Below are 11,804 nucleotides of genomic sequence, written 5' to 3'. Positions count from 1 at the left end.
AAAAGCCACCTTGGATGTGTTAAGGCTATTCGCTGGTACTGTTTCTGTGCCGTCCGTGCTTGGTACGGCTTGGTACGGCTTGGTAGCCTGACGATTAGACTTATCCATATCAAGCGGTTTGTACTTATTTGCGTCTTAACTATTCTTAGAGGATTGGATACGTTAGTGGGAACGGGAAGACAAGATGATTGATATTGATGAAGGAAAAATGGCATCGGTGATATCTAGTTTTCAAGTACCTGCTAAGCCTAAAGCGTTGTCGGAATTGCAGGAAATAATGAAAGCATCAGAGCCTGACATCAATCTCGTGGCGGATTTAATTTCAAGTGACATTGGACTTTCATCTGCCATATTGAAGGTAATTAATTCGCCATACTATGGTATGAGCAGAACGATATCTGAGATAAAGCAGGCTGTCATGATTATCGGGCTCACAACAATTAATAGCCTTGTCACCTCTTTACTACTTAAATCAGCCCTTCAAGGAAAAGCCTCAATTTCATTGGAACGCTTTTGGGATGACTCTTTGGACGTCGCAAATGCCATGCTATTTATTGGTAATAGAATTAAAGACAAAGTTCCTATTGATATGCTTTACACCGTTGGGCTATTTCATAATTGCGGCATTCCTTTGTTGGCTTTACGGTTTGACGACTACGATGACTTATATACACAAGCCAATGGCGACATATAGCTTTAGGCAACACTTTTTAGGTTGGTTAGTCTCACGCCATTTAAGGCGTACCTTTCCAGTTAACTTGCTATAGGGAGAAGCTTACATCACCTAACTAACTGTCATCGACCTTAGTTTGGTGACTCTTCCAGTTTTAACAGCTCTTGGCGAAGCCTTTTCATTCTAGGTGTCCACGTATCTGGGCGAAGTGTTGTTTCAGCCTGTTTTATTGCCGTACGTCCATTATCGAAATCTTTATTCGTGTACAGACCTTTGGCCGTTTTTAGGTGTTGGTAGGCGGCATGTTCTTTTCTTACCTCGTCGGCGACTGACTGAACGCCTTTTTGCCTGACATAGGCTGCCCAAACCATGAAAGAGAATATTGCCTGACTTTTCAAGGCTGTCTGATATGCCTCATCAGTTGGCGTATCGGGTAAACCGGGCATAGTGGGTAAATAAGATTCTGGATGCCACTGGATTCCTAAAACAGGCGTGCCATATAAAGATTCAAAGGCTTCGACCGTTTTCGTATCCTGACATACAGCGCTGATTTCTAAATGCCGACTGGCTTCAGTTGTGCCTGAGTCACGACTTTCTAATAGGTGATCTCTTGTTACGGCTACAGCCCAATGAGTGGAGTTTACTTTCGCTAAATCTGAAGGGCTGACTCCTTTTTTGTGCATGAGTTGAGTTAGCATTTTGCCACCAAGTAACTTAACGGCATGAGAGATACTCCAAGGGTTTTTGGGGTTGTGGTGAACCGCTCTCTCATTGAGTTCCATCGTTCTGACTTTGCCACCGTATGCTTCTAATAAGCGCCAAGAACCAGCACAAACAGCAAGAATAGGAATACCACGCTGTCTGGCGTAACCAATCATCTTGAGCTCAAACTGAGTGCGGAATTGGTGTTCTTTGTGCTTGCGAATATCAGATGCTTTAGTCGGGCTTGGATTCACTCGATTAAAGTCTTTTTCTTTTAAATGGTCAGTAGATGATTCTTCGGATGTGGCCACTTGGGTGTCGTTTGCAAAAGGCCCGCCTGGAATATAAAGCATATCGATACCATCGAGATCCGTCCATGAAGCATCATGGATTGGAGTCTCAGAGCCAGAAACGCCTTTTGGCAAAGTAACAGCTTCCACCGTAAAAGGAAAAAGGGGGTCTCCCTTGTCATTTTTTAACAAGTTGATACTGTTGATAGCGACACAGTCATAGTCAGAATGCGCTTTACCTCTGTTGTCAGTCCTGAATGTAACCCCGATTTTTACTTTCATGAGAACATACCTGTTTAATTGCCTTTGACGTATCGATATCTCAATCACCTTCAGCAAAGTAATATAGCAGTATCAGTACCTTGAAAAATGTGTGATTTTTCTTACTTTAGCTGCGGCTATATCGCAGTATTCCAATAACTTTTAGAACTGTGATCAACTTTAATGAGGAGTAGATAACTATTAGGGTGATCAGTCAGCAATATGGATAGATGTAGAACTGCTTAATTGGAATTGATTAAGGTATACCTCAGCCAGAATCGCTTGTGAATGATTCTTAGACGTTTTTATAAATTCTGTCTTTCTATGACATTTTGTCATTATTCCTTTAGTCGATAATTTTCATTTGGTGTACGAGCAGGGTGTGGTAGTTAAGCGCCATACCAAGTCATTGAATGTTCAGCTAAATGCATATAATAGCGTGCTGTCTGTACATCCAGTATGGTAGTCTGCCAAACTAAACACCAGCGTTTAATTCTAAAATGGCAAAGGCGGTGGAACTTTGGCTATTGATTGGCATTAGGGAGAAAGGAATGCGCTTAGTTCTATGTTTGATGACAGTGTTTTTGTCAGCATCAACATTTTCGCAAACGAGTATACCTAAGATGAGTGCTGAGAACGGCTATATTGAGCCGTTTAAGATGTTCGACAACGTTTATTACATTGGCGACAAATGGGTTTCTTCCTATGCGATAGATACGTCATCTGGCTTAGTGATTATTGATACCCTTGATTTTCCGTACAGTAAATGGATTCCCCAAAACTTACAGAAGTTAGGGTTAGGTGATAAAGCAGTGAGCTATATTATTGTAACGCATGGACATTCCGATCATGTGGGTGGGGCAGAGTTTCTCCAATCCATCTACAATTCAAAAGTGATCATGACAGAAAAGGGCTTAGAACTAACTAAAAAGCAATCAGAAAAGAGTAAAGGTGAAAATAAATTCATGCCACCGAAAGTCTTTAAATTTGCTGAAGATAAATCTGAAGTTTTGTTAGGCGACACAAAGTTTACGTTTTACATCACGCCAGGGCATACCGAAGGTGACTTGTCGATTGATTTCTTAGTTAAAGATAGCGGAAGCGAATATCGCGCTTTTGTCGTTGGTGGGCATGGAGTCAATTTCCAAAATCCTGCTCTCGCTAAGCAATACTTCGCGAGCATGAAAAGAATCAAAAAAATCGCCGAGAGTAGCCCAGTTGTAACGGTTAACTTGTCTAATCACCCTCATAAAAACAACCTGTTCTCCAACCGAGATAGAGTGAAAGAGGCAAGTCCAAATAACCCTTTTATTAGCGAAGATAACTTTTTTAACTTTGTTGACCAACAAGTAGACTTAGCGACAAAGGAACAACAGAAAGCGAGCAAACCGCAAGTTAACTAAGCATTATCCAATTGAAACTCGGACAATTTCCGATGATTCGATTCTTAAAAGAGTACAGGTTTGGAGAAACATGGATCCATTAACGCAGGGGTTAATTGGGGCTGCTTTGCCTCAGTCAGTATGCAATAAAAAGCACTTACTTGTTGCCGGTGGTTTGGGCATGCTTGCAGGGATGTCACCAGATTTGGATGTCCTCATTCGCTCTTCTAACGATCCTTTATTGTTTCTGGAGTATCATCGACAGTTTACTCATTCTCTTCTATTTATCCCTTTCGGTAGCTTGCTTTGTGCTTTGGTCTTGCATTGGCTCTTCGCTAGAAGGTGTGGGCTAGCGTTTGGTCAAAGTTGGTTATATTGCGCACTTGGCTTTAGTACCCATGCGTTGCTTGATGCCTGTACGTCCTACGGCACGCAGTTGCTTTGGCCTTTTTCTCAAGAGCGTTATGCATGGAACATGGTGTCCGTGGTCGACCCCATTTTTACTTTACCGATTTTGATATGCCTTGCCGTTACGTTCCGAAAGCGAACACCTTGGGGAGCAAGGATCGCTTTGCTATGGGGGTTAACCTATCTATCCCTTGGAGTCATACAAAAAGAGAGAGCTTACAATGAGGGCTGGCAATTGGCCGAAGAGCGAAATCATTCTCCAAACCGAATGGAGGTGAAACCGAGCTTTGCTAATATACTGGTGTGGAAAGTGATTTATGAAACAGACGAACACTATCACGTAGACGCCATTAGGGTAGGCAGCTCTACCAAAGTTTATAGCGGCGAATCAATTGCCAAGTTTGACATCAATAGAGATCTTCCATGGCTAGAGAAGAATTCACAACAGGCTAAAGATCTTGAGCGCTTTCGCCACTTTTCAAACGGTTATCTAGCTATCCACCCAAATGACAAACTGAGCGTTATTGATGTCCGTTATTCCATGCTACCAAACCAGATTGACCCAATGTGGAGTATCAAACTTTCCCCTGCAGCGACTTCGGAATCACACGCGCAGTACATCACACACCGAGACAATTCTCCCGCGACTAGACAACGATTTTGGAACATGTTGGTTGATTTTTAATGGCTTTGATATCGCAGTAGTGAAATGAATGTTATCTTAAAACAATAACTTGAACGCCAAATCCGAGTGTGTTTTCGCGATCGCTTGTCGTCCTGATTTACTTAAATAACACGTTAGAACAAGTTTTTGAAAGCGATTCGAATAAGTAAATTAATAATATGCAGGAATTCAGATGCAAGAAATAAATAAGCAAAAGATAGTAGATTTGTTAGCCCGTTTGCTTGAGGAAAATTATGTATTTCCTATTGTTGGCAAAGAGCTAAGTCTAATGCTGAGACAAAACTATGATCGAGGCTTGTATCTGAGTGAAGACTTAGTTGAAGGCTTCGTTGAAAAACTAACGCAGGACATATTTGCTTTATGTAAGGACAAGCATTTCAAGATCATATTTAATGATTCTATAGTCCCACCTGAGAAGCGATTTAAAAGCATCAACTATGGCTTTGAAAAGCTAGTTTTTATTACTAATAAAATAGCCTATATACAGCTGTCCCGTTTCTGCTCACCTTCTTTTGCATCGAATGTTGCTCATGAAATATTGGGTCAATTGAAAGGTATCGAACACCTCATTATCGATGTTCGAAACAACGGTGGGGGGCATCCTGATATGGTTAAGCTAGTTACGTCATATTTCTTCGATAATAGTGAGTCTGTTTTGTTAAACACAATTCGCTGGCGAGGTGACTCTTGTCTAGAAGAGTTCTGGACTGATAATAGTAGTCATTGTTACCCTGATTTGAGCCTATATGTGTTAACAGATAGAGGCACTCTGTCTGCTGCCGAAGAGTTCTCCTACAACCTTCAGTGTCTTGAGCGAGCGGTGTTGATTGGGGAAGCAACGGGTGGTGCAGCTCACCCTTGTAGGTTGTTTGAGTTAACAGCTGAGTTATCAGTTGCAATCCCTATTGGTGAAGCAATCAACCCTATTACTAATAAAAATTGGGAGCAGGGCGGAGTTATCCCTGATATTAATACAAATTCGGATAATGCACTTAAAGTAGCGTTAAAAAGGTTGGGTTTGCCAGAAGAAGCTCATACAGCCATTCAGTGACGTAACTAAAAAACCTTTTGACGCGAAAAACTTGGTGTACTTAGCCCAGCATTGAGGTGTTCTATTGTTCTCACCCTAATGCTGCGAGCTAAGAACATAGACTGTACTGAAAAATACAGTATTAACGAGCTTATATTGAGTAGCTTGGCCATTCATAAGAGCTGCTAAATACGATAAACATTATTGCTACTTCGACTTCTGACTATCCCTCACAACGTAATACAACCAGCCTAAAACTAACCCTCACAGTATTGAATTAATTCAGAAGATACGTACTCCGAAAGGGTTACAACAACAGTGAGCAGAGTAGCCTATTTTGAAAAGTAAGCGTGCCATAGCGCCATCTCATTACCTGAGTTATGTTTGATGTCGTAGTAAATGACACACTTGTTATTCATAAATATCTATAGCATTCGCTTAACTTTGCCATTGACCATACAATACTTCTGACGTGAAACCTGGGCCAAATGCTACAACGATACCTTTTTCACCATTTTGGGAGGTCAGGTAGTGGCGATGTAGTACATCAATGACTGATACGCTTGATGTATTTCCATGTTCTCTTAAAGATTCTCGCGAATGTTGCAGCTTATCTGGCGATAACCCTAAGTGCTTTTGCAGTTCATCCAGTATTCTTCTTCCCCCCGTATGAGCGATGATGAAGTCAAAGTCTGTACTATTGCCTATTGAAGTCGTAGCAAAGTGATGTAAGTAAGGAGCTACCTTTTCTATTGAATACATGACTTTTTTATCCAATGAAAATTGGAAACCTTTGTCGGTCATCTGATATTGAATGTAATTTTCTGTATCCTTTAAGAAAATACTCTCTGAGTTTTGTATTTGTAAACCCTCACCAAAGCCATCTCCTCTCATCACAACACCAGCAGCTCCATCTCCAAAAATAGCATCAGAAACAAAGTCTTGAAGCTGATTTGCTTCGGGATCAAAGCATAGAGAGGAAGTTTCTAGAGCCACAATGAGAGCATTATTGCTCTTCGACAGTTGGCAATGTTCGTAAGCTCTATTCATGGCATAAGCACCAGCGACACAGCCCATTTGTGCCACCGGAAGTTGGATTGTACTCTGGTTAAGATCTAATGCATTGATCAAATGGGCCGTTAAAGACGGCATCATAAACCCAGTACATGAGACAGCTATGACCATGGTTATGTCTTTAGCGGTTAACCCAGAGTTTATGATTGCTTGCTCTGCGACTATCTGTGAATAGTCTCGGGCAAACTGCTCGTAAATGTTTTGCCTACTTTCAAAACCTTTCAAGTCTAAAATAGCATCAAAAGGTATACAGGTTTGACGTTCTTGAATCGTGGTGTGCTTTATCATTTCGATAGCGATTGAGCGGTATTTGGAGTCAGGGTGACAACTCTCTATAAAATGGACAATGTCATCCGATGTGAGGGTGTATTCGGGATATATAACTGAAGGTTTGGTTAAAATGCTCATTGAAATACCTCGTTTGATTGTAGTTACCAGTAAACGAGGAGGGATGCTTTACTAAATTAATTTCATATATTTTTCTAGTATATCCAAACTTGAACGATCGTTCACGTTATTGATTAGGGGTATTGATATGATTGATGTTATCAGACTCTTTTTGCTTCTTAAGAACAGTGAAGTAACATTTTTATTAGTTTCAAGAAGACTGATTACATGGCATCCCAGTCATCGGCTTTTTGCACAATGATATCGACAACATGTGCTAGTTCTTTTCCTTTAGAGGTAAGGCCGTAGCTCACCGTAACAGGGATAGTTTCTTCTTGTTTTCTCCATACAAACCCATGATGTTGCAATAGTTTCAAACGCTCAGTAAGAACTTTGGTGGATACCAAAGCCAATTGTTTACGAATCTGACCAAAACGCATTTGTTCATGCTCACTCAACAGCCAGACAATATGTGCAGTCCATTTAGTTGAAATAAGAGTTAAGTATTTATCTACACTGCAATAGTCATCAGGTTGGAGTTGGTGCTTTGTTTCTGACTGCAAAGTTTTCACGGTTCGTTATTCCAAGCGCTTTTTATATCTATATGAGTGTAACTGCCAATTTCACTTCAGCCCACTAGTTACCAATGGGTAACTAGTTACTTTTCAGACCCTAATTTTAGAAAGTGAACAATTTCCTTAATGTAATTTGTCAGGGGTTAAGTCAACGTACTTGGCCCATATTCACGATTTCAGTTTAAGGAGCACCCATGCGTTTGATCTTACTTTTAGTCTCTCTTTGCTCGTTTAGCTTCCAAGCAAATGCTGACTACATAAAACCACAATCACCTTCAGAGCTGCACTCTCTGTTTGGACAATATTTTGCGCAACAAGACTTGGAAGGTTTAGGCACGCTCTTTCATGAAAATGCCGTTATGATCTTGGATGAGAACGGCAACCAAGCTAAAGGCCATAAAGAGATAAAGCTTGCACTTAAAAGTTTCATGCAAGGTGATGTAGAAATCATCACACGCAGTGTTTCAATCCATATAAATGGTGATATAGCCATGATTCGTTCTGATTGGGAGATTCCTAATGTCACAAAAGGAACGGCGCTTGAGACGATGATATATGTCGACGGTGGTTGGTTATACATTATCGACAACCCCAATGGTTTTTAATTTACTAAAGTCAAAGCAAGCACGATAAACCAGAACTATCTATTAATACCCACAACTCGCCTTGAATGTCAGCAGATATTCAAGGCGAGTTTATGTTGTAAGGATACGGCGCAAAGTCGTTCAACTCCTTATAAATAAACACTTTCCACACTCCTAAAGCAGAACTCAGGTGTTCACCTGATACCGACCTTAGCTTGACCTAGGCAAACTAAACACAACAACAAAAACAGAAGGTCGTTGATATGAAAGCATTACAAGTGGTGTTGTTTTATAAGCCTGGTCATATCGATTATCAAGGAAAGCGAACAGAGGTGGCAGCAAACCAGCTCGTTATGGTCGGGGAAGAGGCCGAAATACATGCGGCAAATCGCAATGACTGGATGAGCGTATTCTTTTATCCGGGTGAAATTTGTTTAGTTTATCCATTACTAACGGACCTTATTAAATCCAGCGATACAGCTACTCAACCTGCAGTTGGCGAAGTGAACGCGGTTCCTGTGTTTGATGAACTGGTGAATGTCATTCAGCAGCTTCACAAAGTAAACAAAGCCGTGATGTTGCGGTTCGTCTTTACCTATTGCCTTGAGATGGACAAGCCTTACTTCTCCAATCTTCTTAACCTATACGCGAATTCTAACGATAAAGTTTTTGATTTTGTAAACAAGCATCTATACGAGCAATGGACAGTATCTCGCTACGCCGAAAAGCTCGGGATGGAAGTGACTAAGCTCAACACGGCTTTTTACAAATACTACGGCCAATCAACTAAAACCTGGCTGACCGAGCAACGCCTAAACTACGCAAAACAAGTGATTTTAGAAACGGATCGTAAGATCGCAGACGTCGCTTTTGATGCCGGTTTTAGTAGCCACTCCCACTTTATTGGTGCTTTCAAAAAGCGCTACCAATGCAGCCCATCCGAGTTTCGTGCGGGTAGCAAAAGATAGGAGGTCGATATGGATCTTAATGCGATTATCAACCAATTGTCCCAGATGTCTGCACAATCAGCACAGGACATTAAAACCAAAATGGCACAAGCGGACCCCAACAACCCAGATCAAATGCTGCAAGCCCAATTTTCAGTGCAGCAATATTCCAACTTTCTAGGGTATGAGAGTGCCTTGATCAAAGCAGTCAAAGACATGGTGCAGGGGATTATAGCGAAGATATGAACAGTTCAGACAAACAACTGCTTGTTGAAGCAGCACTGGCAGCGGCAAACCACAGGCTAGAAAAACATGCACTTAGCATCGTAAATGTTTTCCCTTTACTGATTGAAAATGAAGAAGACAGACGAGTTTGTGCCAGCTTGATCTATTTTGCTCTCGACAAAAGAGCTCAGGCAATTCGCTCTTTGAACGGGTTACATACGCCTCAAGCTGAAGGTTTGCGTTATTTGTACGTATCGACCACTGAAAGTGCAGACACACAGAAAATTTGTTCACTGATTACCGGAGGTCAACATGGAACTGAGTGCAATTGCTAAAGCAACCTATTCGGCTCTGGATAAGCAGGCTGAAACAGTCAACCCAGATAAAGCCATGGTGGATAAGTTCAGCCAACTAATGCAACAGGGAACACAGGAAACAGCCAAGCTCAATGACATTATCGGCCCAATGCCTAACTCGAGCGCTCCTATGGGGATTTCACCCGATCAGGCTATTCAGAGCCAAACTATGGTGACAAGAGCTTTAGTGGAAGTCGATCTTGCAGCAAAAACGGCTGGTAGCCTTTCTCAATCGATCAACAAACTGGTGACAATGCAATGAAAAAGTTCAAATGGCTAGCCTTAGTAATGGCTTTGCTGTTGACAGGTTGTAAAGTCGAACTCTACCAAAACCTGCCGCAGTCTGAAGCCAACCAAATGGTGGCGTTGCTTATGCTCAATCATATTGATGCAAGCTCAGAAACTGACGCAAAAACGGGCAAGGTAACACTGAAGATCGAAAAAGATCAATTCATTAATGCGGTTGAATTGTTAAGACAAAATGGTTATCCGAAGGCCGAATACGTTGGTATCGAGCAGCTATTTCCTTCCGGTCAGCTTGTCTCTTCCCCAGCTCAGGAAGACGCCAAGATGAGCTATTTAAAAGAGCAACAATTGGAGAGAACACTATCTAGCATGGATGGTGTTATCAGCGCACGAGTATCAATTGCTCAAAGCGATAAGAGCACCAATACAGGACGTGCAGCACCCAGTGAAAAATCGGCTGCTGTGTACATCAAGTACTCTCCGGAGGCGAACTTAGGCAACTCAGAATCCCAGATACGGAATCTGATTAAAAATGCGGTTCCTGATTTGCAATACGAAAACATCAGTTTGTTCTTACAACCCGCAGACTTCCGTTATCAGCCAGTCGTTCAACCTAGCTCCGATTGGGACGATGTCCAGAACTGGCTCGTCGCAAACAAAACTCCGGTAACCGTTGGTTTAGGTAGTGTGCTTATTGCCGGTGTAGCTGGGCTGGGGTTAAGCCGAAGAAAAGAGGGCTGAAGATGATTGTTGACACGATATCGCAGAACAAAATGCTGAGGGAAGTCAGCTCAAGATTGCACCCTCAATGGTGGTCAAAGCTGGATCTGGAGACTATTCAATCTGTTCGAGAAAACAATCAATTGGTAAGTAAGCGCCTTGATAAGGTCATTTTAAGCCGTTCTGGGTGTCAGTCAGTATGGTTAGATGAATGCTCAGAGGAAATGAATAAGTGGCTGTCTGTTTTGCCAAGAATCTCTCTACTTGCGACAGCCGCTGGGTTGTTGTCGCAAAACTGCCCAGATTACTTGTGGGATAGCAGCTACCGAAGCGTCTTACGACAGAAATTTACTCAACCTCAAATTGAACAGTTGATAGCTCTATGGCCAGCGGGTAGCGAACCTCCAGCATGGTCAGCAAACAATGTTCTGGAACAAGCTGAGCTTTTTAGTGCCAGCGCCATCTACCACCTTTGGAGCGATCAACCTTTTTGGTCGCTGTTTCGCCTGAGCTTACCGGTATTCGATACACCGATTGCACTTGCTCAAGACGACATAGAGCGTGTCGAAAGCTGGATATTCAGATTGGAGCGTTTTTTATGAAGCCATTTGTTATATCAGTAACGCATTGTGACTTAGACAAATCTGGTGACACGGTTTCCAAACAACAAATTGAATCAGCCATCCGCAGAACACATTGTGAAACGAATGCCCGTCAACGAATAGCTGCAATCATTCGTCAAGCACGTCTGAAAAGGGACGAAGCCCATCACCAAGCCGAACGTATCCTTCAAGTAGCACACAAAAACGCGGAGCAATTGGAATCGACATGGCGAGAACAAGCCCAGCAACAGGCAATAAAGGAGTCGGTTAGTTGGCTTGTCGAACAAGGGGAGCTTGAACGTAGCCTAATCGAAAACTTGAAAGGGCGAATTCGTCAGCAAGTACGCAATGTTATTGAGCAATGGTCCGCAGAGCAGGACATCAGCCAATTTTTGGTCAAGCGAATAAGCGATCAAATCGCTGCTCAAACAACCAAACAGAGCCTGACGCTTTTTGTTCCTCAAGAACATTATTCGACGATGGAACATGAGTTTGGGGAGAATTTAAATGTGCAGGTCAAAACTGAGTTGAATCGAGCTCAAGCAGAGCTGTCATCAAACAGTTTGGTTGTCAGAATCGATCTTGATCAGCAATTGCGAACGCTACTCGATTCGTTCTCCCATCCTAATCAGCAGTCGACAGCTTAAGAGAGAGTTT

The 11,804-nt window shown here is 42.1% G+C and carries 15 protein-coding genes; 12 read left to right on the top strand and 3 right to left on the bottom strand.

Translation table 11 applies throughout. The annotated features are described in order from the left end of the window. The first annotated feature begins 184 nt into the window (after positions 1–184). Positions 185–694 carry an HDOD domain-containing protein gene (locus FIU99_RS08200; protein WP_050778646.1) on the top strand — a complete coding sequence of 170 codons (510 nt, stop codon included), beginning with the start codon at positions 185–187 and terminating at the stop codon, positions 692–694. Between the two features lie 110 nt (positions 695–804). Here FIU99_RS08200 and FIU99_RS08195 read toward each other — a convergent pair whose 3' ends face one another. Beyond that, entirely contained in the window at positions 805–1,947 is a 1,143-nt protein-coding gene (locus tag FIU99_RS08195; RefSeq protein ID WP_006962231.1) for a gamma-glutamyl-gamma-aminobutyrate hydrolase family protein, read from the bottom strand. A gap of 530 nt (positions 1,948–2,477) precedes the next feature. Here FIU99_RS08195 and FIU99_RS08190 point away from each other — a divergent pair. The 3 genes from FIU99_RS08190 to FIU99_RS08180 all read left to right on the top strand — a co-directional run bounded on the left by FIU99_RS08190 (position 2,478) and on the right by FIU99_RS08180 (position 5,452). Continuing rightward, positions 2,478–3,329 carry an MBL fold metallo-hydrolase gene (locus FIU99_RS08190; RefSeq protein ID WP_006962230.1) on the top strand — a complete coding sequence of 284 codons (852 nt, stop codon included), beginning with the start codon at positions 2,478–2,480 and terminating at the stop codon, positions 3,327–3,329. Between the two features lie 70 nt (positions 3,330–3,399). Then, the gene (locus FIU99_RS08185; protein ID WP_006962229.1) at positions 3,400–4,401 is read left to right on the top strand and encodes a metal-dependent hydrolase; all 1,002 of its coding nucleotides are present in this window, start codon (positions 3,400–3,402) and stop codon (positions 4,399–4,401) included. A 172-nt stretch (positions 4,402–4,573) separates the two neighbouring features. Then, a complete protein-coding gene (locus tag FIU99_RS08180; RefSeq protein ID WP_006962228.1) occupies positions 4,574–5,452 on the top strand; it encodes a S41 family peptidase in 879 nt (292 codons plus the stop codon). A gap of 417 nt (positions 5,453–5,869) precedes the next feature. Here FIU99_RS08180 and FIU99_RS08175 read toward each other — a convergent pair whose 3' ends face one another. Then, positions 5,870–6,913, bottom strand: coding sequence for a type III polyketide synthase (locus FIU99_RS08175; RefSeq protein ID WP_006962227.1), 1,044 nt, complete (start codon positions 6,911–6,913; stop codon positions 5,870–5,872). Between the two features lie 203 nt (positions 6,914–7,116). Next, entirely contained in the window at positions 7,117–7,455 is a 339-nt protein-coding gene (locus tag FIU99_RS08170; protein ID WP_038514667.1) for a helix-turn-helix domain-containing protein, read from the bottom strand. A 206-nt stretch (positions 7,456–7,661) separates the two neighbouring features. Between FIU99_RS08170 and FIU99_RS08165 the strand changes: the two genes are divergently transcribed. From FIU99_RS08165 to FIU99_RS08130, 8 genes are all read left to right on the top strand, one after another. Beyond that, entirely contained in the window at positions 7,662–8,072 is a 411-nt protein-coding gene (locus FIU99_RS08165) for a DUF4440 domain-containing protein (RefSeq protein ID WP_006962225.1), read from the top strand. 242 nt (positions 8,073–8,314) lie between these two features. After that, positions 8,315–9,019, top strand: a complete 705-nt coding sequence (locus FIU99_RS08160; protein ID WP_006962224.1) for a helix-turn-helix transcriptional regulator — start codon at positions 8,315–8,317, stop codon at positions 9,017–9,019. A 9-nt stretch (positions 9,020–9,028) separates the two neighbouring features. Next, positions 9,029–9,244 carry a type III secretion system needle filament subunit SctF gene (sctF, locus tag FIU99_RS08155; protein WP_006962223.1) on the top strand — a complete coding sequence of 72 codons (216 nt, stop codon included), beginning with the start codon at positions 9,029–9,031 and terminating at the stop codon, positions 9,242–9,244. Then, positions 9,241–9,558 carry an EscG/YscG/SsaH family type III secretion system needle protein co-chaperone gene (locus tag FIU99_RS08150; protein WP_006962222.1) on the top strand — a complete coding sequence of 106 codons (318 nt, stop codon included), beginning with the start codon at positions 9,241–9,243 and terminating at the stop codon, positions 9,556–9,558. The genes sctF and FIU99_RS08150 overlap by 4 nt, the downstream gene beginning before the upstream one ends. Next, positions 9,536–9,841 (top strand): type III secretion system inner rod subunit SctI, encoded by a 306-nt coding sequence (gene sctI / locus FIU99_RS08145; protein ID WP_006962221.1) that lies wholly within the window; start codon positions 9,536–9,538, stop codon positions 9,839–9,841. Before FIU99_RS08150 ends, sctI begins: the two co-directional genes overlap by 23 nt. Next, entirely contained in the window at positions 9,838–10,566 is a 729-nt protein-coding gene (gene sctJ, locus FIU99_RS08140; protein WP_006962220.1) for a type III secretion system inner membrane ring lipoprotein SctJ, read from the top strand. Before sctI ends, sctJ begins: the two co-directional genes overlap by 4 nt. 2 nt (positions 10,567–10,568) lie before the next feature. Then, positions 10,569–11,147, top strand: coding sequence for a type III secretion system domain-containing protein (locus FIU99_RS08135; protein ID WP_006962219.1), 579 nt, complete (start codon positions 10,569–10,571; stop codon positions 11,145–11,147). Beyond that, complete coding sequence (locus FIU99_RS08130; protein ID WP_152472173.1) at positions 11,144–11,794, top strand: type III secretion protein; 651 nt, start codon at positions 11,144–11,146, stop codon at positions 11,792–11,794. Before FIU99_RS08135 ends, FIU99_RS08130 begins: the two co-directional genes overlap by 4 nt. The last annotated feature ends 10 nt before the right edge of the window (positions 11,795–11,804 follow it).

The sequence above is a fragment of the Vibrio sp. THAF64 genome, assembly GCF_009363455.1.
Classification (GTDB): Bacteria; Pseudomonadota; Gammaproteobacteria; order Enterobacterales; family Vibrionaceae; genus Vibrio; species Vibrio coralliilyticus.
This window is presented reverse-complemented; position numbering and strand designations above follow the sequence as displayed.

Excerpts from the sequence above, each read along its gene's own strand:
- FIU99_RS08200 (WP_050778646.1), top strand. The coding sequence starts at position 185 with ATGATTGATATTGATGAAGGAAAAATGGCATCGGTGATATCTAGTTTT.
- FIU99_RS08180 (WP_006962228.1), top strand. The coding sequence starts at position 4,574 with ATGCAAGAAATAAATAAGCAAAAGATAGTAGATTTGTTAGCCCGTTTG.
- FIU99_RS08160 (WP_006962224.1), top strand. The coding sequence starts at position 8,315 with ATGAAAGCATTACAAGTGGTGTTGTTTTATAAGCCTGGTCATATCGAT.
- sctI (WP_006962221.1), top strand. The coding sequence starts at position 9,536 with ATGGAACTGAGTGCAATTGCTAAAGCAACCTATTCGGCTCTGGATAAG.
- FIU99_RS08190 (WP_006962230.1), top strand. The coding sequence starts at position 2,478 with ATGCGCTTAGTTCTATGTTTGATGACAGTGTTTTTGTCAGCATCAACA.
- sctF (WP_006962223.1), top strand. The coding sequence starts at position 9,029 with ATGGATCTTAATGCGATTATCAACCAATTGTCCCAGATGTCTGCACAA.
- FIU99_RS08185 (WP_006962229.1), top strand. The coding sequence starts at position 3,400 with ATGGATCCATTAACGCAGGGGTTAATTGGGGCTGCTTTGCCTCAGTCA.
- FIU99_RS08130 (WP_152472173.1), top strand. The coding sequence starts at position 11,144 with ATGAAGCCATTTGTTATATCAGTAACGCATTGTGACTTAGACAAATCT.
- FIU99_RS08165 (WP_006962225.1), top strand. The coding sequence starts at position 7,662 with ATGCGTTTGATCTTACTTTTAGTCTCTCTTTGCTCGTTTAGCTTCCAA.
- FIU99_RS08135 (WP_006962219.1), top strand. The coding sequence starts at position 10,569 with ATGATTGTTGACACGATATCGCAGAACAAAATGCTGAGGGAAGTCAGC.
- FIU99_RS08175 (WP_006962227.1), bottom strand. The coding sequence starts at position 6,913 with ATGAGCATTTTAACCAAACCTTCAGTTATATATCCCGAATACACCCTC.
- FIU99_RS08150 (WP_006962222.1), top strand. The coding sequence starts at position 9,241 with ATGAACAGTTCAGACAAACAACTGCTTGTTGAAGCAGCACTGGCAGCG.
- FIU99_RS08195 (WP_006962231.1), bottom strand. The coding sequence starts at position 1,947 with ATGAAAGTAAAAATCGGGGTTACATTCAGGACTGACAACAGAGGTAAA.
- sctJ (WP_006962220.1), top strand. The coding sequence starts at position 9,838 with ATGAAAAAGTTCAAATGGCTAGCCTTAGTAATGGCTTTGCTGTTGACA.